22 protein-coding genes are annotated in these 20,990 nt (G+C 40.5%); 14 read left to right on the top strand and 8 right to left on the bottom strand.

What is annotated here, in order from left to right:
• Nucleotides 1-6 precede the first annotated feature (6 nt).
• Nucleotides 7-174, bottom strand: coding sequence for a hypothetical protein (locus CS948_RS04180; RefSeq protein WP_004311262.1), 168 nt, complete (start codon nt 172-174; stop codon nt 7-9).
• A 298-nt stretch (nt 175-472) separates the two neighbouring features.
• On the opposite strand from CS948_RS04180, the gene CS948_RS04170 reads away from it, so the two are divergent.
• A complete protein-coding gene (locus CS948_RS04170) occupies nt 473-676 on the top strand; it encodes a helix-turn-helix domain-containing protein (RefSeq protein ID WP_032849094.1) in 204 nt (67 codons plus the stop codon).
• 12 nt (nt 677-688) lie between these two features.
• Nucleotides 689-982 carry a helix-turn-helix domain-containing protein gene (locus CS948_RS04165; RefSeq protein ID WP_004311261.1) on the top strand — a complete coding sequence of 98 codons (294 nt, stop codon included), beginning with the start codon at nt 689-691 and terminating at the stop codon, nt 980-982.
• A gap of 64 nt (nt 983-1,046) precedes the next feature.
• Here the strand turns inward: CS948_RS04165 and CS948_RS04160 are convergent, their stop codons facing one another.
• Both CS948_RS04160 and CS948_RS04155 read right to left on the bottom strand, forming a co-directional pair.
• Nucleotides 1,047-2,258, bottom strand: coding sequence for a site-specific integrase (locus CS948_RS04160; protein ID WP_004311260.1), 1,212 nt, complete (start codon nt 2,256-2,258; stop codon nt 1,047-1,049).
• 19 nt (nt 2,259-2,277) lie between these two features.
• Complete coding sequence (locus CS948_RS04155) at nt 2,278-3,507, bottom strand: site-specific integrase (RefSeq protein ID WP_004311259.1); 1,230 nt, start codon at nt 3,505-3,507, stop codon at nt 2,278-2,280.
• A 206-nt stretch (nt 3,508-3,713) separates the two neighbouring features.
• On the opposite strand from CS948_RS04155, the gene CS948_RS21955 reads away from it, so the two are divergent.
• The 4 genes from CS948_RS21955 to CS948_RS04135 all read left to right on the top strand — a co-directional run bounded on the left by CS948_RS21955 (nt 3,714) and on the right by CS948_RS04135 (nt 8,018).
• Nucleotides 3,714-3,956, top strand: coding sequence for a tyrosine-type recombinase/integrase (locus CS948_RS21955; RefSeq protein WP_369689225.1), 243 nt, complete (start codon nt 3,714-3,716; stop codon nt 3,954-3,956).
• 119 nt (nt 3,957-4,075) lie between these two features.
• On the top strand, nt 4,076-5,074 hold the full coding sequence (locus tag CS948_RS04145) for a hypothetical protein (protein ID WP_099290499.1): 999 nt from the start codon (nt 4,076-4,078) through the stop codon (nt 5,072-5,074).
• 515 nt (nt 5,075-5,589) lie between these two features.
• Complete coding sequence (locus tag CS948_RS04140; protein ID WP_099290498.1) at nt 5,590-7,518, top strand: hypothetical protein; 1,929 nt, start codon at nt 5,590-5,592, stop codon at nt 7,516-7,518.
• A gap of 41 nt (nt 7,519-7,559) precedes the next feature.
• Nucleotides 7,560-8,018, top strand: a complete 459-nt coding sequence (locus CS948_RS04135) for a hypothetical protein (RefSeq protein ID WP_141560879.1) — start codon at nt 7,560-7,562, stop codon at nt 8,016-8,018.
• Between the two features lie 83 nt (nt 8,019-8,101).
• Here CS948_RS04135 and CS948_RS04130 read toward each other — a convergent pair whose 3' ends face one another.
• The 5 genes from CS948_RS04130 to CS948_RS21590 form a co-directional block, all read right to left on the bottom strand.
• Nucleotides 8,102-8,911: a hypothetical protein gene (locus tag CS948_RS04130; protein WP_099290496.1), complete on the bottom strand. Its 810-nt coding sequence runs from the start codon at nt 8,909-8,911 to the stop codon at nt 8,102-8,104.
• Between the two features lie 22 nt (nt 8,912-8,933).
• Nucleotides 8,934-9,674: a DUF2971 domain-containing protein gene (locus CS948_RS04125; protein ID WP_099290495.1), complete on the bottom strand. Its 741-nt coding sequence runs from the start codon at nt 9,672-9,674 to the stop codon at nt 8,934-8,936.
• Between the two features lie 170 nt (nt 9,675-9,844).
• Nucleotides 9,845-10,024 carry a hypothetical protein gene (locus CS948_RS04120; protein WP_099290494.1) on the bottom strand — a complete coding sequence of 60 codons (180 nt, stop codon included), beginning with the start codon at nt 10,022-10,024 and terminating at the stop codon, nt 9,845-9,847.
• 255 nt (nt 10,025-10,279) lie between these two features.
• Nucleotides 10,280-11,041, bottom strand: a complete 762-nt coding sequence (locus tag CS948_RS04115) for a Fic family protein (RefSeq protein WP_099290493.1) — start codon at nt 11,039-11,041, stop codon at nt 10,280-10,282.
• Nucleotides 11,042-11,217: 176 nt separating this feature from the next.
• Entirely contained in the window at nt 11,218-11,394 is a 177-nt protein-coding gene (locus tag CS948_RS21590) for a hypothetical protein (protein WP_176554853.1), read from the bottom strand.
• A 218-nt stretch (nt 11,395-11,612) separates the two neighbouring features.
• On the opposite strand from CS948_RS21590, the gene CS948_RS04110 reads away from it, so the two are divergent.
• The 8 genes from CS948_RS04110 (at nt 11,613) to CS948_RS04065 (ending at nt 20,984) form a co-directional block, all read left to right on the top strand.
• Nucleotides 11,613-12,083: a hypothetical protein gene (locus CS948_RS04110; protein WP_099290492.1), complete on the top strand. Its 471-nt coding sequence runs from the start codon at nt 11,613-11,615 to the stop codon at nt 12,081-12,083.
• A 272-nt stretch (nt 12,084-12,355) separates the two neighbouring features.
• The gene (locus CS948_RS04105; protein WP_176554913.1) at nt 12,356-12,793 is read left to right on the top strand and encodes a JAB domain-containing protein; all 438 of its coding nucleotides are present in this window, start codon (nt 12,356-12,358) and stop codon (nt 12,791-12,793) included.
• A 251-nt stretch (nt 12,794-13,044) separates the two neighbouring features.
• Nucleotides 13,045-14,100, top strand: a complete 1,056-nt coding sequence (locus tag CS948_RS04100; protein WP_099290490.1) for a DUF3871 family protein — start codon at nt 13,045-13,047, stop codon at nt 14,098-14,100.
• Between the two features lie 399 nt (nt 14,101-14,499).
• On the top strand, nt 14,500-15,255 hold the full coding sequence (locus CS948_RS04095) for a hypothetical protein (protein WP_099290489.1): 756 nt from the start codon (nt 14,500-14,502) through the stop codon (nt 15,253-15,255).
• An 892-nt stretch (nt 15,256-16,147) separates the two neighbouring features.
• Nucleotides 16,148-16,717: an RNA polymerase sigma-70 factor gene (locus CS948_RS04080; RefSeq protein WP_099290487.1), complete on the top strand. Its 570-nt coding sequence runs from the start codon at nt 16,148-16,150 to the stop codon at nt 16,715-16,717.
• Nucleotides 16,718-16,823: 106 nt separating this feature from the next.
• On the top strand, nt 16,824-18,260 hold the full coding sequence (locus tag CS948_RS04075) for a S8 family serine peptidase (protein WP_176554912.1): 1,437 nt from the start codon (nt 16,824-16,826) through the stop codon (nt 18,258-18,260).
• A gap of 217 nt (nt 18,261-18,477) precedes the next feature.
• Nucleotides 18,478-19,596 carry a Fic family protein gene (locus CS948_RS04070; protein ID WP_099290802.1) on the top strand — a complete coding sequence of 373 codons (1,119 nt, stop codon included), beginning with the start codon at nt 18,478-18,480 and terminating at the stop codon, nt 19,594-19,596.
• Between the two features lie 230 nt (nt 19,597-19,826).
• Nucleotides 19,827-20,984 carry a FecR family protein gene (locus CS948_RS04065; protein ID WP_099290485.1) on the top strand — a complete coding sequence of 386 codons (1,158 nt, stop codon included), beginning with the start codon at nt 19,827-19,829 and terminating at the stop codon, nt 20,982-20,984.
• The last annotated feature ends 6 nt before the right edge of the window (nt 20,985-20,990 follow it).

The following is a 20,990-nucleotide window of genomic DNA, read 5'->3' as shown; positions in this document are numbered from 1 at the left end:
GATCTATCACAGGTTGGATAAGTTGTTAACCTGAAGGTAACCGACCTGATGGTATAGGAACAGGAAGAAGTCTGTAATCATGGCATTTACCCGGATAGAGAAGCCACATTTTTTATTGCCGGACTTCCGGCATTGCCTCATCCATGTGTGAAAAGGAGTTTTTTCTTTCACCACAACGTTCCTTTCACATACCCAAAGGGGGTAGTGGATCCAGACCTGCTTCGGCTTTCTTTTTCCTTCCCATATGACAAAAACCGACTATCCATGACTATTCCTGCCAGTGTGCCGGTCGTGCTTGCCTCTCATGGTTTCTTCCCTTATATTCGCACTGATATTTAAACGAGTTGAAAATATGGAAATATGCTACATCGAGGCCGGTGTCCTTGAGAGGATGCTGGCGCGCGCCGAGAACCTGTCCGCACGTGTGGACAGATTGTATGAGAGAAACCGCTGTAAGGAACCCGGAGAGTGACTGGACGGCCAGGATGTCTGCCTGCGCCTTGACATCTCGCCGCGTACCCTGCAGACTCTCCGCGATACCGGACGGCTGGCGTTCACCCGCCTCCAGCGCAAGTTCTATTACAAGCCCGGGGATGTGGAGAAGTTGATGGTCTACGTCGGCATCAGACGCAAGGAGAAGGAGGTGAGAGAAAGAAGGAAGAACGGAAACCTTTAAAGAGCGGAAGAGATGGAAGGCATTATCGACAAGGAGAACGAACGTGTCCGCAGGTTCTTTGCCCTGCTGGACGACATGGAGAAAAAAGTGGAACGTCTTGCTCGTGACAACCGTCCTCCCTTCAACGGGGAACGGTTCCTGACCGACAGGGAGCTTTCCGGGATGTTGAAGATCAGCCGCAGGTGCCTGCAGGATTACAGGGACCAAGGACGGATTCCCTATATCCAGCTTGGCGGGAAGATCCTGTACAGGCAGTCGGACATCGAGAGGCTGCTGGAGGAGAACTATCACCCTGCATTGGTATAATATCGTATTTAAGTTTAAGGATTGTCGCCGGAATTGCATTTACGATTCCGGCGGCAGTTTTTATTTAGCCTGCGGCTTCCTTGCCGGCCGCGGGCTTTCTTCTTTCCATCAGCCGGTTCATGTCCGAGGATATCTTCCGGTCGGTGACCTGGGCGTAGACCTGCGTGCTGTCGATGTTCGTGTGGCCCATCATCCTGGCGATGCTCTCTATCGGAATACCTGCGGTCAGTGTCAGGGTCCCGAACGAATGCCGGGCCATGTGGTAGGACAGGTTCTCTTTCATGCCTAATGCCACGCCCATTCCATGTACCTCATACCAGAGGACGTCGCGGACCGGCAGCGGGAATACCGGCCTGTCGTCATCCGTGGTGTTGTAAAGCTCCAGTATCTGTCCGGCTATGGGATGCAGCGGGATGAACGCCTCCACGTCCGTTTTGGCGCGGCGGATGCGGATATACCTTCTTCCTTCCGAAGTCGTTCCGATGTGACGGGGATGGAGAGCCCTCGTATCCGCGTAGGCCAGACCGGTCAGCGAGGAGAAGATGAACGTCCTGCGTGCCAGCTCCATCATCGGGTCGGGCAGCGGGGTTTCCATCATCCGCTTCAGTTCACTGCGGCTGATATGCCTTAGTTTAGGTGTTTCTTTCCTCTCGTATGCCACGTCCTCTATCGGATTGGCTCTTAGTATTTCCCGGTCCACGGCGATGTAGATGAGCCGGTTGAGCCAGCACAGGCAGTGGTTCACGTGTCCGTTCCTGTGTCCCAGCTCCTTCTTGAGAAAGACCTTGAACGATTCGGCGAACTCCTCGGTGATGTCCGAAAAGGCGATGTCCTTCATCCCGCGGGATTCGATGAACTGCCTGAGGTTGAGCTGGGTGGTCTTCGACTGGCGGTAGGTGGAAGTGGAGTTGATCTCCTTGGAGCGGACCCTGAGCCGTTCGCGTTCCACCTCTCCGGCCTGCAGGAGGTATTCCGGTACGGAATTGGCGCCTGACACGGTGGTCTTGAGCAGTTCGGCCGTGACCACTCCCTGGTTCCTCAGCAGGTTCCCGTACGCCTCTTCCAACCGGCTGCGGAAGGCGGCAAGGCGGTTGTTCTCCCTGGCTGTTTTGATTTCACACTTCTTGCTGTCCCAGTCCCCGGGTTTGCAATAGACGCCTGTCGTGACTGCCGATTTCTTTCCGTCGATGCTGATCCGGCAGAGGACGGCGGTCGTGCCGTCCGATTTCACCTTGTTACGGTTGATGTAGAATAAGAGCTTGAATGTACTGCGCATGATAATGATTGTTTAGGGATTAAAGGATAAGTTTCAAATCGCGGGTTGCCTCGACGAACCTGTCCATGTCCTCGAACAGCTTCTTCGGGGTTACGCGCGCGTATATCTGGGTGGTCTTTATGTTGGAGTGTCCCAGCATTTTGCAGATGGTCTCTATCGGCACTCCCTCCTCGAGCGTGACCAGCGAGGCGAAAGAATGCCGTCCCATGTGGTAGACAAGGTCCTGGCTCAGCCCTGCCATCAGGCGCAGGGATTTCATATTGGCCCTGAGCGTGTGGTAGTCCTGCGGCGGGAAAAGAGTCTCGCGGGTATCGTCCCGGTATTTCTCAATCAACGCGACGGCTTCCGGAAGCAGCTTGACACGTCCGAGGTAGTCGGTTTTCTTTCGCTGGTATTTCAGCCAGAGGCTGCCCTCGTCATCCCGGAAGAGGTTCTTCCGGGTGATGCTTACCGCATCGGCATAGGCGGTGCCGGTGTAACAGGCGAAGAGGAAGAGGTCCCGGGTGATGACATGTGACCTGCGTTTTTCCGGTATCTCCAGATCACGCAGCTTCTCGAAATTCTCACGGCTGAGTGCTTTCGGTGTTGTCTCCTTCTGCTTGGGCAGCTTGAAGTGGCAGAAATGGTATTTCTCCGAGTGGCCCTCCTTGTAGGCGATGCGGCAGATCTTTTTCAAGATGGCCAGGTAGCCGCGAAGCGTGTCCACGGCATATCCCTTTTCCAGAAGGATGAAATCCTGATAGTCGCGGATGAACTGCTCGTTGAGCTGCCCGAAGACAAGGTCCGGAACCTTGAATTTCGCCTTGATGAATTCGGAAAGCGTGCGGTAGGTGAAGAGGTAGGTCGAGAGTGTGGTGGGCGCACGGTCCACACCGACACGGGCCTTCATTTCCCCGTTATGCCGGTCGAGAAGTTTGAGCAGGGTCATCTGCATGCCCGCATTGCCCTGGAACATGTCCCTGACCGCGGCGGCATCGAAATCCCTTTTTCTTTCCATGAGGGAATTGAAGGCCGAGTGTACGGCAAGCAGCAGTCTTTCTATTTTTTCATTGGTCTCCACCGCTTCCCGGCTCTTGCCGTTCAGCCGGCTCTCACGCGCGTTCCACAGCCCGGGGGTGCAGGAGAGCTTGCAGCTGAACTGCGCCATCGTGCGGTTGAGGGTGATCCGTCCCATGATCGGGGCTTTGCCGGTCTTGTCCGGCTCGCTCTTTTTCAGGTAGAGCAGCACCTTGAATTTTTCCACTTTCATAACGCTCTTTTTTAGGTTGTAAAAATACTCCTTTGAAAAGCGTCCTTTGGCATGCAAAACATTGAGAAACAGTGAATACAAATCCGCTTTGTTCTTATCGGTAAAAATTCGGTTACCTGCCGTCGTTTCCGAAACAGGCGGCTAACAGTCTGGTAACTGAAACGTCGCAATATTTTGTTTTCTTTTGCAGGTCTGTCTGTTCTGCAATTCTCGCAAAATGCTTAATTATAAACGTTTTACGTTTAATTATCGTCATTCTGTTTTTTATTGCATTTCTAAATATTACTTATGTCGCCCGCCATTCATTTGCCACGGTATTACGACGCTCTGGTGTAAATGTAGGAATAATCTCTGAATCCTTGGGACATACCGATTTGAAAACAACTCAAATTTATCTGGATAGTTTCGAGAATGAGCAGATAGATGAAGCCATGAGTAATTTACTTTGATTTGGTGGAAATATTTTCACTTCCATATAGAGATTAAAACTTTGAAATTTTATACCACTTCCTCTTTCTGGGGAGGTGGTATTTTTTTTACCTTTAACCCTGTTTAAAGTATACATACCATGGCAAACAATATTATCTATCCAGTCGCAACCTTACTGCAAGTAGAACCATTTCTAGTAGAGTATTTCGCCTATAACAGGACAATGTTATATCCAGAAATAGAAAGAATGTATCCAGCCACGTGGGGATTCATGGGGAAGGTAGAGGATAAATACATGATAGAAGTTCCTAACACGCTAGATGAACTGGCAACAAGCGATAACCCGTTTGATTGGCAACGTTACGCTCCCAGAGAGCAAAAGATGATAAAAGTGGTTGATACCTTGGCTTACATGACAGACAACATAAAAGGAATCCTTTTTGAAGATGATGGATTGAAAAAGAAAATAGAGGAGTTGACAAGTAAATTACCAGATAAAAACAGGGATGCCATATTTCACACTCTCTGGATGCTAGCCATTATCTACAAGAAGCATGAAGCGTTCAAACCTATCCTCGACCCTGAATTACTGGAAGAAACGTATAACATGGATACCTATTTCCAGCAAGTAAGACCTGAAATGTTACAACTCTACCTGTTCCTTGAAAGGGATAAAAGGAAGAGAGATAAATCAATCACTTTAAGTAACAATCAAGAAAAGATTATCATTAACAACGCCATGGAGAGCTGGTTTACCAATCTCCTAGATTCTTACCTTCATGTATACTTGGGAGTAAATTCCATTGAAGAAGCGGAAGAAGAATTGAAAGAAGTCTATTCACCGAAGAAAGGGCGTAAGGCAGATAACCCAGCACAGAATCTTGTAATGGTAGGGATATACCGTTTACTGGTAAACCGTTCTGGCATGGAGAGAAAAAGTGATATATATAAATTTATCCTCGATTACATGGAATTGATAGGACTGGTAAAGGATGAAGATAAACAAATCGACGAGAACTACATAAACTCTAAAATAGCTTATCTGGACAAGCATGGTTACAAACCAGAATGGATACCAGCCTCACAAGGTAATTATAGAACCTCCCCTAACAATCCTTCCAAACTTTATTTCTGGTAGTATTACCACGTACATGCTTGATTCATAGCCAGCTAAAGAATACCCCTTGAACTGGCTACATTTCTTTATAACCTACCTCCCTTTTTTGCCGCATTTTTGTTTTGGCGAACGAATTGATAAAGAGAGAACATCTAAAGAATAGACCTCTAAATGACCTCCATTCTTTATGGTTTAACCTCTCGATTTGAAGTTAGTTTGCCACGTGAAAATAGAGTTCTTGAAGGAAATGGAAAGTCTAAAGAATAGCGTTCGAAATGGCTATTATTCTTTATGGCACACCTTCTCCCTGAACTCTACTTTTGTGACAAATCAATCTTTACGGTGCGCACCTCATTAGATTGTCTGCAAGTCTTCAGCAGTGTTGAAGGCAAAGGTTGGAATCTGGAAAGTAACTGGAGATAACGCTCTAGTCCCCTTTTCATGGTTGGTGGAAAATTTTTGAAAACCATACACGACATGAAATTTTCAAAATTACCACCAGACGGGATTCCTGTAACTTGTAAACAGATAATATCATGAGAACAGAGTATTTCACGATTGAAAGTAACGAAACTCTAGTAGAAGCGTTCAAAAATAAAGGTATTCAAGAGATAGGGAGCAACGTTATACTTGACAAAACTATAACAGGCATCGGGGCAACCTACTGGGAATTACATCTGGCTAAACGTCCCTCTATTATTATAGAGCCAAACGTGCCTGTTATTATCGGTAAAGCTGAAAAGGTTGACAACTCTTTAGCGGTGTATGCTTTATGCAATAAAACACTGGTAAAGAAGTTCTTGAATAACAACTCTATCACCAACAAAAAGCTATTAACCACACCAGAGGGATTCGAGAAAATCAGGCTAGCGGCACGGGAACTGGGAATAGACATCTATAAAGAGTTCTTCTGCCTGTTTGACGAGTGCGAGAAGATAACTCAAGACGTTGATTACCGTCCCAGAATATCACAACCGATAAATGACTTCTTCAAGTTCGAGAGGAAAGCGATGGTATCTGCCACTCCACTAGAAATGCGTCACCCCGAACTGGAAAGACAGGATTTCAAGATTTGGAAAGTGGTTCCAAATTTCGATTACAGGAAGAACATGACATTAATAGTAACGAGAAGTTTCAATCGCACCATGACGGGACAGTTAAGAGAGTTAATCCAGAACAGCCAATGTCTATGCGTCTTCTTCAATTCCACAACGGGAATAAATAAAGTGATAACCTACCTTTTAAATAATAACTTGATAAAAGAGGAAGATTATAAAGTGTTTTGTTCTAACGAGAGCGTGAAGAAGTTGAAAGAGTGCAATTTCAAGAACAGCCACGAGAATCTGGATTTACCGCTAGCCAAGATTAATTTCTTCACTTGTCGGTTCTTTTCTGCCGTTGATATTTATACCATCAAGAAGCCTGATATTTTAATATTGTCAGATTGTAGTATCCCACACTCTATTGTTGACCCGTACACAGAGGTGATACAAGCACAGGGAAGGTTTAGAAATAAGCATGAGGACGGGAATACTTACAACTCACTAACCGTTATATCTAACATTAACGATGAAATGGAAGTGATGACAGAGGAAGAGGTTACCGCCATGACACGACAATTTGAAATCACCCACCAGCATCTAATCCTACGTTTAGAAGAAGCCACGACAGAGGTGGAAAAGAAAGCCATTTTGAAAGACTTGGAAGAAATCAAGTATAAAGAATTACTGGACGAGGAAGGAAAGATAAACTACTTCTCCGTTGATAACCTTTACAACGAGGAAAGAGTGAAGGGATATTACACCTCCGCCCGAAGCTTGCACGAGGCGTACGAGGGCTCGGGACATTTCAATATTAATTTCATCGATGACACCAAGAGAATTGGAGAAGATGATAAAATAGCCATGAGAAAGGCTAACAAGAAACAACTCTGGAAAAAAGTTGTCAGTCACCTCGACAGGTTACGACAAATGGTATTACAAAATCCCGACCACGACATCATTCCCGACATTGAAATGTTGAAAGAATTCAACGATACTGGATATATAATAGATGCCTACAACACGATCGGCAAAGCAGCCATTGAACAAGCCAACTACAAGAAAGGAGAAATAGATAAAATGATGAAAACATTCCATGAACAAATGGCTAACGAGCAACGTTTCTCTCCCCACGTGGTACATGATGTATTCAAGGCGTTCGAGCAAGAAATGAATAATGGTGATTATATACCGAGTAAAACCGTTCGAGAGAGGCTAAGAGTGATATTCATGGCTCACGGTATTCCTTTTAAAGAGTACGGGGTAAAGGCTGGACTAGAGAAAGTATATTTCACTTTAACCGATAAAACGATAGAAGATTATTACCCCGAGTTCAAGATTTCCAACGCCAATGGAGGGGCGTATAAACTTATCGCCATGAAACCAGAGTTGGTGGAAAAAATTGCAAAAGGTACAAGAGAATGAAATTTTCAAATTTATCACCAAGTATAAATTTTAAACAATACATGATTATGAAGTATGCTGAATTTTTCCAAACCGTTAGAGAGTTAAGAATGACAATCAGTGATTCATTCCTCCCTCTATGTTATTGTATTTATATCAGTAAAGACTTAAAAAAATGCGTGGTAAAATCAAACCTTACCACGTGGGACATGACAGACGTGTCCTACTTCATTCTAGTTGGAATGTATAAATGGCAAAACTTTACTTACATGAACACTAGGTCGGTTACACTAGGATTCTTTAACGATAAACTCGACCCCGTGAACTCGATACGATTCGACAAGTACGAGCTAACGGAAATAAATTTCAGTGGTGACACGTTTAACCCTTACCAGCAAAATAGCCCCTGCTATCATGTAAAGGGTACTAGTACGGGACAATCTTTATCAATAGAGCATATACCACTTGCCAACTTTCAACAGGTTTTAAATATAATCTGGGAAGCTGAAAGTAAGAAATAATAATAGCACATAATAAAAGCCAGTATCTCATATATTCTTGGAATACTGGCTTTCAATCTAGTAAATTTTCAGTCTTTCTATTTTTATTTACGTATATATCCCGATAATCCACTTGATTGAATCTTTGCCGTAGGATTCATTGCCCTAACCAAAGATTCTATAATTATTCTATCCGCCTCATTACAACAAGGACTTACCGTTATCTCCATACATTCCAATGCTCTCTCAGACAAATTCAAATCATAATACATCATCGGTAATTCTAAACCACTTTGTATTGCTTGAATTATTTCAAAATTGTGAGTTATAGGATTGATTACCATAGGGACAATCGTCAAAGCAAAACGTACTTCCTCTTGAAATGCCCATCTTTTATTTTTATATTTCCCAACTTTAGACGTATCCACATCCAGATTAACCTTACCTTCAACCAATTTAAACTGTATTGCTTGTAATCCTGCCTTTTCGCACATATCAACATACTCTATTTTGCGAAAGAAATTAGGATCATTTTTCCCATTAAATAAAATAGCATATTTGTCATTAAATTGTTCCTCTATTGAGCATAATGTTTCAAGCTCTCCTTTAATTTCAATGGGTCCTATTGGTGTCTTATAAATGCCCTCATTAATTTTCTTCATCAAGAACATATCATAATCCATTGCAATTCTAACCCCTTTCATCTGTGGAGTATACATCTTCCATAAAGGAATACTTTCCTCCTCATTATCCGTCCAACATGATACAAACGTGTATTTACCCATTGGAACCGTTTTTTCATAAATAGAAGATTCTTCTATATCATCAACTCTATCAAGTCGATTAAAACGTATTGTCTTATTTTTTAAAATAAGAGCCAAATTTTCGATTGAAGTATAATGATACAATTTCATTTTACAACTTTCTAACTTTAAATTAATACATCGGTTTTCCCAAGATTTCTGATTGATTTACTCCTATATTATATCCATATTTTACTAAAATTGATTGTACTAAATTATGGAACCATGAGGCAGCAAATGGTGCTACATAAATATTCTGGATTAAAACAGAAGGCTCAATATCTATATTAACTCCCAGTAATTCTTCACCTTCACCATTTGCCAAGCGTTCAATATTTCCAAGTGCTACAACACGAACTTCATTTTCATGAGAAAAACTATTTCTTTTGTAAAGAAAAGGATCAAATATATTTGATTGATTATATATAGGTATAAAATCATGTTTATAATCTATATATTTTACTCTTCCAATATAAACATTTGTTTTATCCGTTATACTTTCTTTTAATTGATTAATCGTAGTTTGGATTGCCACACCTTCATTACCATGTACATATATCCGCCACATCGCATCAGATTCACATGTATTCATATGCCAACAATTTATATAAATATGTTCAAGCATCTTTTGTGATGAACTAGACAAAAGTTTATTTATTTTCATTATTTGTTCTTGTGGTAAAGGAAGTCCATCCAATCGATGCTCCACATTTAGTTTAGGCCATGAACCTTCAAATGGATCTTCAAATTTATCAGAACGGGAAAGATATAATTTTTTAGTTTCTAACAAAGAAACAAATTTAGTAAAATTCATATATCTCCATATCATTGTATTATCAGCAGGAGTGTCGAAACAAGGATGAATTTGGTACATACAATTATGATTTTATAAACTTTATTATCTATACAAAATTACAAATAGATTTTCGATAAAACATGGTGGAAAAATACAAAATTTTATTCTCTATATACATTCCATAAATTTTCCACCAACAAATAAAAAGCCAGCACCCTAAGGACATATGAGGTACTGGCTTCAATCATTTAGTTGTGCTGTCTTTTCTTGAGAAGCTTCGGTTTGGAACTTCCAAAAATTTCAGGATATAACATTTTTAATCTCTCCATGTTTACATACCTGAATAAATCCATTTCATGGAAAATTCGATAATGTTCTACACCAAACCATTCTGAATTGGAGTTTTTTCCTTTTTTACGTAATTTCATAGGAATAAATTTTTCTAACAAACAAAAGAGTATCTAGTTCAGACAAGAACATCAGACCAATCATTTACATATGCAAAAATACTTATTGAATTGGGTACGACAAAGTAAATATATCAGAATATCAAATATTTATATCTATGATAACATATTGATTTGACATTCTATTTCCAGTTTTACCACACAAGGAAATTGAACTCACGAATATCTCTAAACTTTCTATTCCAATTCACCATTTATAGGTTCATAAAATTACTTTTATCCTAGAATAGAGATATACCTCTCTAGAGATGCTTTTTCAGCTTCGGCAACCAACAAGTAAAAATCATCATGTTGTTGTTCCGTGTGAGAAGACTCCAAAGCTTTATAATAACGTAACTTCATGTCGTTATCACTTTTCAGGGTAACAATGGTATAACCTTTTTGCAACAGGTAGAGGTTCATCAGAAGTCGAGAAGTACGCCCGTTGCCATCTATAAACGGATGTATCCTCACCAGTTCATCATGCAAGTAAGCGGCAATAATAACTGGATGAACGTTTTCTTTTTCCATGCGTTGAAATGTCAGCATGAAATCTTCCATTAGCTTCTCCAACAAATAAGGTTGAGGCGGTACATGAGTGCTACCCGAAATCATCACGGGTACGGTTCTGTAACTTCCAGCGTTCTCCCTATCTATGCCATGTAACACGAGTGCATGAATCTCCTTGATAGTTCTTTGACTTATTTCAATATCCTGTTTGGCAACCTCCTTTATATAGTCAATAGCTTCCGCATGGTTGATTGCCTCCAAGTGTTCACGCATGGATTTACCAGAAATAGTGATTCCTTCATTGACAACAAGTGCCGTTTCCTGCAGGGTAAGCGTGTTCCCTTCTATACGGTTACTCTCGTAAGTGTACTCGATATCTAAAGCATCCTGAATTTTCTTTAATGCCTCGACAGGTAAAGGACGTAAGGAAGATAACCGCACTTTCAATGAATCTACCTCTCTTAATAAATCAACCAACTTACTATTCATGTTGCCATATTTTTAGTTGATTACAAAGGTAAGAAATTATCATTGTTTATATCTGGTGGGAAAATATAAAATTCTGGTCGGTATATACATTTTAAAAATTTTCCACCAACCCTTACTTCATTGATAAAGACCAATGCCTACAAGGAGAGAGTTGCCCAGTCAAAAGAAATTAAGGTTTATTTTTTCCGTTCAAGAATAAAGTTGTTACTTGTTCTCTCCTTCAAAGTTTGAAACTTGCCGATTTCGGCGACCAGACGCAAAAAGAATATAAATCTCTCGTTGGGGGTTCTTTCCAGTGCCTCCCTCTCTCGTCTGGCTTGACTTTCCGCTTTAGTTTCAAAACGTATCTCCATGCTTCTCCTTTGATTGATATAACCATACAAAGTTAAGAATATATTCTAAATACAGGGAGAATTAGAGTGGTTAAAATAGAGAATCCTTATAAAACACCCCCTCCCCTCTAATTTCAGGTTGGCATTATATATAAAGTGTGTTCCACGCTAGGGTAGTGTACCATTTACATCCCCCACCCATCTCTGGAAAAAAATCAATTAATTAAAATCAAACTATCATGTTAAAGAAAGATTTTGAAGTGAACAAGGTTACCATGCCCAAATGTTTTTCAGACATTAGTAAATCCAAACTGGCGGGCAAACTGGTCACGTTACCAGCACCTCCAAAAGTGGGTGATATTCTAAAAGTTATTGGATTCAAGGGTGAAGATCCAACAAGTATTTCCCTCTCCTGCATGAAAGGGGATGAAAGGATAGATATTAGAATCCGTAACATGGTGAAAGGTTCCAAGCAAACAGGGATAACACCCGATGACGTCCCGTGTGACCCTGTTATAGAGGAACAGTATAAAGACAGGCTACAATACATTTACCCTCTGGCAGTAAATACCAGTTACGAGGATTTGTTTTCTATCCTAGACGGGCAAACTATTATTTGCTGTGGTAGCATGGAAACGCCTGCCAGTTACAACGGGAACGAGTACACGCTAACTGTATGGAAATTCGCCATACTGTTTGATGAAGAGTAGAGAGTAATCTCTACTTCTTTTTTTTGTAAAAGCATTATTCTACTAAAATAATCCTTTAGTGGAGAAGGAACAGGGACAGAGAGAGCAGTGGGAAGGGGAAAGATATTGTTATACCAGAGTGAAGGAAGTATCACCTTTCTAAACAGGCAGTATAAACAAGAATCTTTCCTCTCCATTGCCAAACCTGATAAACTTACAACTCCCTAAATTCCATTACCATTAACGTATTCAAATTAAAAATCAAGTAAAACAATATCATGAATGAAGAATTAATGAAAGTACCAGTAGTGGAACTGGTGTACAGGAATAATACCAAGCCTTCTAAAAGGTATAAAATAATAACCGCTAAAGACGTCCACGAGTTACTGGTTTCTCCATTTAAAGATACCATCGAACACCATATCTCAACTAGAGTTATCCTGTTAAATGGTAGGAATCAAGTGTTGGGAATATCTACCGTGAGTGAAGGTGCGTTATCTTACAACATCACGGATATTAGGTTTATAGTGCAACTGGCAGCACTCTCTAATTGTAAAAGTGTGATAGTTTGTATAAATCAACCTTCTGGTGATATTGAACCAACTAAACAGGATGATGAACTGGTACAACAGGTAAAGATTGCACTTTCATGTATAGATGTAGAGTTACTGGATTACGTTCTTTACTATGAAGAGGGGTATTACAGTTATTCAGCTAACGGTAAGATATGAAAATTTAGGTTGGTGAATTTTTGTCTGGATTGGTATATATTACTAGTAAGGACAATAATTCTCACCACCGATAGAGAGTAAACTCTAAACACATTTCCAGTTCAATTTTTTAACTGGCTAAAAGATGAATAATAAATAAAACAAGTAAAAGTGATAATGAACATTATAAATCAAGGTTGGTGGAGAATTCATGAATTGTATATATAAACTGAAAATTTAAATATTTCCACCACCGTTAAATAGACTAGATTATGAACACGTCAATATTAATTCCAAGTCAGAATGAAGGATTGTTGCCAGTTTTATTTGGCAGTAATGATACAAAAAAGGAAGAACCTACCTACACTCCTTGTGAAGTGGTAAATGAACCAATTAAAAAAGACAAAAGGAGGAAACATTTTATAGAGGCTAACACTTCGCCCATAGATATGCTACATTTAAAGAATGATTGTATCGTGCCAGTGTTCAGCAAGGATAACGAGATGACAATATCCCATCCAGCATTTATTGAAACGGTGCACAAGGTGGCTAGTGAACTGTTTAGAGGGGAAAGTATAGATGAACCTGATATAATGGTTAGCCACGTTATAAAAGGTAGGATTCCAGAGGCGATACATAAACCAGTGGCAGAATTACTGGAAAGTGACAAGACCATCTATTATGAAAGAATGGCGTTTGCATTTGAGATTCCAACTATTTATGAATCTATAAACGGTAACAGGATTAATCTATGTATCACGGGAGTGAGAGCGTATAACAGGGAGAACCTCTATTCAAAGAAGACATCAGAAAGGTTTAGCGTGGCTATTGGGTTCAAGAACAAGGTATGTTGTAACCTGTGTACCTTTACTGATGGTTTCCAGACTGATTTAAGAGCGATGAGTTACCATGATTTATTTAGAGGTGTTATGAAGTTATTCCAACAGTATGATGCGGACAAGCATTTACGATTGATGAAGAGCTTTACAGGTTCTTACCTCACTGAACATCAATTCGCACAATTCTTGGGTAAAAGTAGGCTGTATCAATGTTTACCTGCCAGAGAGAAGAAACATTTACCATACATGGAATTGACGGATAGCCAGATTAACATGGTGGCGAAGGCGTATTACAACGATGACAATTTCAAGAGGGAGCATGGAGAGAATGAAATAAATTTATGGAAATTCTATAATATGCTTACGGGTGCGAATAAATCTTCTTATATAGATAATTTCCTCGATAGGTCATTAAACGCCACGCAATTAACAGAAGGGATAGATAGAGCTTTACACGGTGATAACACCTATAAATGGTTTATAGAGTGAAAACCGTTAGTAATATATTCTTTTTATTCTAGCTATTAGTCTAATTTTGCATTACAGTCATCCCTGAAAGCGTTTGTAGGATGTTAATATTTATCTATCTTTGTATTGTTATCCAGAGTAACATCTGGGTTACAGACATATTAGTAAAATAGAAGCATTTAGCTTTATCCTTATCAGGAAAATCGCCAAATTTTTACAGGAAGGGATAAGCAGGATACAAATGCTATGCTTGCCGTATATATAACTCTATATACATGGTTTAGCATGGGATGACTGTTTATTTTCCTGTAGGTGTTTGGCGATACCTCCTGATAGATAATCTAGTAAGTTCCCATGCTTCTTTATTTATAATAACTTACCATTCTGGGAATCTTGGGTAAAAGATAAATTACGATTAAAATGAAAAAGATTTATTTATTGATGATGTTACTTGCTACGGTATTTGTAGCTTGTTCAGATGATGACGAAAAAGACGATGAAAAATCAACTACAAAACAGAAGCTAGTTAGTAAACTCATCGATGATTACGGTGACGGAGAAACTTGTACAACTACTTTTGAATATGATTCAGAAGGAAAGATGACTAAAGTTGTGGAAACTTATAAAGGTGGAGAGGATGACGGGCGTGTGATAACAACGAGATTTAAGAAAGAAGGTAATAAGCTTGTTGCTACATGGGACACAAATGATGAAGATTGGGATGAATCACGTGTTTTTGAATGTGAACTGAATGATAAAGAATTGGTAACTAAAGCTATTGGCGTCGGAGCAGAGGAATACGAAAGTATTGATTATACCGAGAATAACCAGCTTATTAGTACAACAGGAAGTAAGTTTTCATGCAAATGGTTAAATGGGAACATCACATCTTTGGAATGTTATGGCACAAGAACTTATACTTATACGGATTACGAAAATAAATCAAACTATGATTTTAATTGGCAGTTAATCCAAGTATGGGAATATGATTTCATGGAAACAAGTTATTTTGGGGTTAAATCAAAGAATTTAATTGCATCAATGAAAGAGGGGAATGAAACATATACTTATGAATATACTTTCGACAAAAACGGTTATGTTACAACAATCAAAACATATGACGAGAGAAGCGTTAAGAAATTAGAATCTACGACAACAGTTACATACAAAGAATAGTTAGCGTGTGCTAGGTATGGTGTGAAGGGATGATAGACTTCGGTTTGTCATCCCTTTTTATATCGTGGTGGAAAATTTGAAAAAATTGAATTGTATATGGTTGTTGATAATTTTACACCAACTTACGTGTTTCAATTAGATATATGAATAAAATTTGATTCCTATTGCATTACCAATTAATACAGAAAGTATGCGTATAAAAATCATATTCCAACCACCATAATTTAGTGGTAAGTTGCTTGTATATAAGCTATATGTTGCTTATATTTGAGTATAAAATAAGAGTGAGTTCATTAATAGTATTAATCCTTCTTGATTTAGCTTTGAGTTAAACCGCCAGTTAAACCAAACAGAATGCAAACTATAATATTTGATTGTAAACATCATAAGTACAATTAGTTATAAAGGTGCAGGAGTGGCTGAACTGGCACGCCTGGAAAGCGTGTAAACCTCTAAAGGGTTTCGGGGGTTCGAATCCCCCTCTTTCCGCTGAAATTGAGATGAATGAGAGTTGGAACAAGTGTCTGACTCTCTTTTTTTTCGAGGGATTCGAACGAAGGGACGGCGGGGTTCGTAACGCGTTCTCGAGGAACATTGTTCCGAGTCATCCCCCTCTTTGACATCCCCTTCCCCAACCTTACAAGTGCTGCTCTTTCGAGGCATAAACCTATCATGAACGCAGATTTACGTCTATGATACGTTCATGGTACGTTCATGATACGTTCATGAGGTTGCGAAGGGGTAGGGTAAGGGGAGTACAAGGGGCGTGGGGAGAGGTTTTATTTTAGAATGATTCGTTGATTTTGGTATTTTGTATATTTTTTATATTTTTGAAGCCGTCAATGTTGCTGGTTTGTGCAACTTTTTTGGCGTATTTAAACGTTATGCGAAAATGATGATAGCAGAGAAAATACTTCGTATGTTTGGTGAAACAGAAGAGAAAGCTTTTCGGTTGCTATACGATACGTATTATAAAACGTTGGTGCTTTTCGCAAATCAGGTGGTGAATGATAAGGAGGTGGCGAAGGATATCGTGCAGGATTATTTGGCTAAATTCTGGGTCACGAAGCCTTACAAGACATTGAAATCCGGTTTGGATAAGTATATTTTTCAAGCGGTTAAATTTTCAGCTATAACTTATTTGAAAGAAGTGCGGCGAAAAGAGGATTCTTACCAATCTTTTTCCCGGGAAGTGATGTCTGAAGAAGACACGATACAATTGGAGGAGCAGGTAGATATTATCAAGGTCGTTTATCAAATGGTTGATTTGTTACCCGCGGAGCGGCGTCAAGTGTTTATGATGGTTTTTGTTGATGGTATGTCTTACCAAGAGGTGGCGGAGCGGTTGGATATCTCTAAGAATACCGTGAAAACCCAGTTGGCGAGGGCGTTGAAATTTCTTCGCAAGGAGATGAAAGATAATGATATATCTTTTCTTTTTATTTTTCTGGTAAAAAAATAATTTGTTGCTTGTCACCCTTTAGGTACTTTTTATAGATTTTAATATGGATAGGGGATGCGTGATGGCATTTCCACGTATGTAAGTGTATAATAGTAAAATGAGAGAAATGAAAGCAATAGTTTTTTTGGAGTTATTGATATTTTTATTGCCTTTAGGGCTTATTGCCCAAGAGGAGATGAAGAAAGGGCAATCTAGCGAAGTCGCGATATTAAAACCTCAAGAGTTGCCCCGCGATTGGCATTGGGGATGTATGGAGGTCGATACGGTTTCCGGGGCGGATATATATAGGGCTTACGATTACCTGAAAGGACGGGAACCCAAGGCGAAAACTGTTGTGGCCATTATCGATGCCGGGGGAGATGTGACGCATCGGGATTTGAAAGATCGGCTTTGGGTGAATCGGAAAGAAATACCCGGGAACGGTATTGATGATGATAATAACGGGTTTGCGGATGACGTTCATGGTTGGAATTTTTTGGGTTTACCCGATGGAAGAGATATACCCGGAACCGTGGCGGCGGATTGGGAATTTTTGCGTTTATGCGATAAGTTTGCGAATGTTGATACAATGAAGCTTTCGAGGAAGGAAAAGGCGGAGTATCGTTATTTTGTCGATGTGGTTCGGCATTTTTCTACTTTGCGTTCGTTGCCGGATTCGTTGAAAATTTATCGAAAGAAGGTTGAGGTTATGCACGAGAGGCAGAAAATGCGCGAATCCGTGGGTGATGATTTGAATAGTTTGAAGATACGTTGCTACGGGAATAATAATTTGCTTGGGGCAAACGCGGTACATGGAACGCATGTAGGTGGAATCGTGGGAGCGAAACCGACCGGTGAGTCAGGTGCGAACGGGATTGCGGATGTAGAACTGATGTTCGTGCGAATGCTCGGGAATGGTGATGAGCAGGACAAGGATGTGGCATCGGCTATTTATTATGCCGTGGATAATGGAGCTCGGGTGATTAATATGAGTATTAATAAATTCTTTTCCCCGAATAAGAAGTTGGTGTATAAAGCTATGCGTTATGCCGAGAGTAAAGGGGTGTTGATCGTGAAAGCTGCCGGGAATGATGGTTTTTTACTAGATAAATATACTGGATACCCGAATAAATTTTTAAGCCGGAAGAAAACGTTACGGAATTTTATTTGTGTCGGTTCGATAGGACCATACGGGGAGGCTTCCCGTTTCAGTAATTACGGGAAAATCAGTGTCGATCTTTTCGCACCCGGTGAACATATATATTCTACGGTATTGAATGATCGGTATAAAAAAATGTCCGGAACCAGTATGGCGGCTCCCGTGGTTACCGGGGTGGCGGCTTTGATATGGAATTATTTTCCGGAATTGACGGCTGACCAAGTTAAACAGGCGATTTTGGAGGGTGTGGAGTCGTGGAAAGGGCGTCGTGTTGAGTCGCCTCGTGCTTTTGGGGTAAAGAAGGAAGAGGCAAAGGTGGTAGATTTTGAAGAATTGTGTGTTACGGGAGGTGTTTTGAATGCTTTGCAGGCAGTGAAGATTGCCGAACGTATGGCTGGGGAATAATTTTTTCATGGAATAATTCTGAATACAAAAACGAGATTCAATAAAATGGATCTCGTTTTTTCTTTCTTGTCTATATACAAAATAATAAAACTTCTTTGTTGAATATCAGCTAGAAGACCTTTGGCGTACTGCTGATAGTTATTTGATTATACAAAACAAAAGTACTATATTTGTCATACAAATCGGGGAATAAATCTAAGGTTTGAATAAGTGTATGATGATTAATTTTGACGAATATATCCGCAATGGAGAGCCTGACAAGAAAGAAAAGGCTTCAGCTTGGAAAACCGCTATTGGGCTTCAGGCTGTAGATGGTTTACAGACCTCCGACTACTTGAAGGATACAGCGGTTAAACATATTGAGGGTGATATTAGCATTGATGAAGTGAAAGCACTTATCAATGGATATTACCAATCTAAGACTGTTCGTACTCCGAATGATGAAGATACAGAAGAAGCGGACAAGGTTTCAGCCAATATAGCCCGAATCTTGAATGAGAAGTCATTTGCTTATTCTGTAGCAGGTTTTACTTCTATTCATCGGCGACTATTTGAAGGCGTGTTCAAATTTGCGGGTAAAATTCGTGACTATGATATTACAAAGAAGGAATGGGTGCTTCGTGGCGATACGGTGCTGTACGTTAATGCAGAAGATTTGCATAGAGCTATAGAGTATGATTTGGAACAGGAAAAGAACTTTTCTTATAAAGGATTGTCTTTGGATGAGGTGGTGGCACATATAGCCAAATTTGTTTCAAATCTTTGGCAGATACATCCATTTGGTGAAGGGAATACCCGAACAACGGCTGTATTCACGATAAAGTATCTGAGAAGTATAGGTTTTGATGTGGATAATGATTTGTTTGCTGAACACTCTTGGTATTTCCGCAATGCACTGGTTCGTGCCAATTATCGTAATGTGCGTAAAGGCATTGAGCCTGATACGGGTTTCTTAACACGGTTCTTTAGGAATTTGATGATGGGCGAACATAATGAATTGAAGAATCGGTATATGGTTGTGAATCCTCCATCAGAATGGATTGAGGAACAACACCCGACAAGCACCCGACAAGTACCCGACAAGTACCCGACAAGTTCTGTTGCAATACAAACTTTGATTCGTGTATTGGCAGAACGGCAATTATCAATTAAAGACATGCTTGCGGCCATGAATTTGAAAGACCGGGAGAACTTTATAGCAAATTATTTGAATCCTGCCATGAAAGAGGGTTTTGTTGTGATGCTCTACCCTAATAATCCTAAACATCCAAGGCAAAGATATCTGTTAACGGTAAAAGGATTGGCGGTTTATAATTCTTTGCCAAGTGATTCTTGATAGATTTTAGATTTATGATTTACGATTTTGGATTGAGTTTCATGCTTTGAGTTTGGCTATGATTTTTCGTTCCATTTCTATTCCCTTGTGTTAGTAATAGTGTTATTCTTCCAGCAAAGATACATTTTTTCGATGATATAACTTGATTCCTGTTTTTTTATAAAAAAATATTTGCTCTGCTGTCACCCTTTTGTCTTTTTTTGTAGATTATATATAAAAAGCGAACGTGAATGAGAGAAATTGAAGATATATTGGTTGATTATTTCGGGGGTGAGGAATTGTCCGCGAGTGATTCGGCGAAGCTTGAGAAGTGGCTTCAGCAAGGGGATGGTGCAAGGATTGTTCAAGTATTGGACGGAATGCGGGTGGGAAAAACGTTGCAGGAAGAGTTGGAGCGGGATGCCGAGGCGGGAATGGAGGCTATCCGACGTAGGTGGAGAAGGAGAAATCGGCGGCGTAATTTGTGGTATGGCGGGGCTGTGGCTGCCGTGGCGTTGCTCCTGCTCGGTTTGATGTTCTTGTTTAAAAGTCCCGTGGTGGAGGAGAGGGCGAATACCTTTGCCGATGATTGTACTTTGGTGACGTTGAAGCTGGATAACGGGAAGGTTCTTCCGTTGCGTGCGGACCGAATAAATGAGGTGATCGTGGAGGATAGTTTCAAGCGTATAGAAAATGATAATAGTACGTTGATCTACACGAATGATGGAGTCAAGGAGAAGAATGAGGAGGTGGCGTATCACACGATCACGGTTCCCGTGGGAGCGGAGTACCGGGTGCTTTTGGCGGATGGGACAACGGTTCATTTGAATGCGGATTCGGAATTTCGTTTCCCGGAGGTGTTTTCTGGGGAAAATCGGGAAGTGTATTTGAAGGGGGAAGGTTATTTCGAGGTGGCTAAAGATTCGGCAAAGCGGTTTATCGTGCACGCGTTGAACATGGATGCGACGGTGTTGGGGACTTCTTTTAATATTAAGGCTTACCCGGAGCAGGATGATATTATCGCTACGTTGGAAGAAGGACGGTTGCAAGTGGATTGTGACCATGATCAACGTTTTGAGTTGCAGGCGGGGCATCAGGTGGTGTTTAGCAGGGTGACGGGGAATGCGGAGAAAAAGAGTGTGACGACGATGTATTATACCTCGTGGAAAGATGGATTCTATTGCTTTAACGGGGAGGTTTTGGAAAATATCATGGACGTGCTGGCGAAGTGGTATGGTTTGGAGGTGTTTTATTTGGATGAAGCATTGAAGAACAATAAGTTTTCGGGACGATTGAAGCGGTATGATGATTTTCTTTATTTATTGGATAAGTTTGAAGAAACCGGAAATGTTGAATTTATAATAAAGGATAAAGTAATCACGGTAAAAAGAAAAACAGGTTGGAAATAAGGGTTC

It is taken from the genome of Butyricimonas sp. Marseille-P3923 (genome assembly GCF_900184685.1).
GTDB classification, from domain to species: Bacteria; Bacteroidota; Bacteroidia; order Bacteroidales; family Marinifilaceae; genus Butyricimonas; species Butyricimonas muris.
The sequence above is the reverse complement of the archived record's forward strand: the minus strand, read 5'-3'. Positions and strand labels throughout refer to the sequence as shown.

Excerpts from the sequence above, each read along its gene's own strand:
- CS948_RS04165 (WP_004311261.1), top strand. The coding sequence starts at position 689 with ATGGAAGGCATTATCGACAAGGAGAACGAACGTGTCCGCAGGTTCTTT.
- CS948_RS04130 (WP_099290496.1), bottom strand. The coding sequence starts at position 8,911 with ATGAAATTGTATCATTATACTTCAATCGAAAATTTGGCTCTTATTTTA.
- CS948_RS04095 (WP_099290489.1), top strand. The coding sequence starts at position 14,500 with ATGAAAAAGATTTATTTATTGATGATGTTACTTGCTACGGTATTTGTA.
- CS948_RS21590 (WP_176554853.1), bottom strand. The coding sequence starts at position 11,394 with ATGGAGATACGTTTTGAAACTAAAGCGGAAAGTCAAGCCAGACGAGAG.
- CS948_RS04145 (WP_099290499.1), top strand. The coding sequence starts at position 4,076 with ATGGCAAACAATATTATCTATCCAGTCGCAACCTTACTGCAAGTAGAA.
- CS948_RS04110 (WP_099290492.1), top strand. The coding sequence starts at position 11,613 with ATGTTAAAGAAAGATTTTGAAGTGAACAAGGTTACCATGCCCAAATGT.
- CS948_RS04120 (WP_099290494.1), bottom strand. The coding sequence starts at position 10,024 with ATGAAATTACGTAAAAAAGGAAAAAACTCCAATTCAGAATGGTTTGGT.
- CS948_RS04080 (WP_099290487.1), top strand. The coding sequence starts at position 16,148 with ATGATGATAGCAGAGAAAATACTTCGTATGTTTGGTGAAACAGAAGAG.
- CS948_RS04070 (WP_099290802.1), top strand. The coding sequence starts at position 18,478 with ATGATTAATTTTGACGAATATATCCGCAATGGAGAGCCTGACAAGAAA.
- CS948_RS04075 (WP_176554912.1), top strand. The coding sequence starts at position 16,824 with ATGAAAGCAATAGTTTTTTTGGAGTTATTGATATTTTTATTGCCTTTA.
- CS948_RS04125 (WP_099290495.1), bottom strand. The coding sequence starts at position 9,674 with ATGTACCAAATTCATCCTTGTTTCGACACTCCTGCTGATAATACAATG.
- CS948_RS04100 (WP_099290490.1), top strand. The coding sequence starts at position 13,045 with ATGAACACGTCAATATTAATTCCAAGTCAGAATGAAGGATTGTTGCCA.
- CS948_RS04065 (WP_099290485.1), top strand. The coding sequence starts at position 19,827 with ATGAGAGAAATTGAAGATATATTGGTTGATTATTTCGGGGGTGAGGAA.
- CS948_RS04155 (WP_004311259.1), bottom strand. The coding sequence starts at position 3,507 with ATGAAAGTGGAAAAATTCAAGGTGCTGCTCTACCTGAAAAAGAGCGAG.
- CS948_RS04115 (WP_099290493.1), bottom strand. The coding sequence starts at position 11,041 with ATGAATAGTAAGTTGGTTGATTTATTAAGAGAGGTAGATTCATTGAAA.
- CS948_RS04105 (WP_176554913.1), top strand. The coding sequence starts at position 12,356 with ATGAAAGTACCAGTAGTGGAACTGGTGTACAGGAATAATACCAAGCCT.
- CS948_RS04140 (WP_099290498.1), top strand. The coding sequence starts at position 5,590 with ATGAGAACAGAGTATTTCACGATTGAAAGTAACGAAACTCTAGTAGAA.
- CS948_RS04160 (WP_004311260.1), bottom strand. The coding sequence starts at position 2,258 with ATGCGCAGTACATTCAAGCTCTTATTCTACATCAACCGTAACAAGGTG.
- CS948_RS04135 (WP_141560879.1), top strand. The coding sequence starts at position 7,560 with ATGATTATGAAGTATGCTGAATTTTTCCAAACCGTTAGAGAGTTAAGA.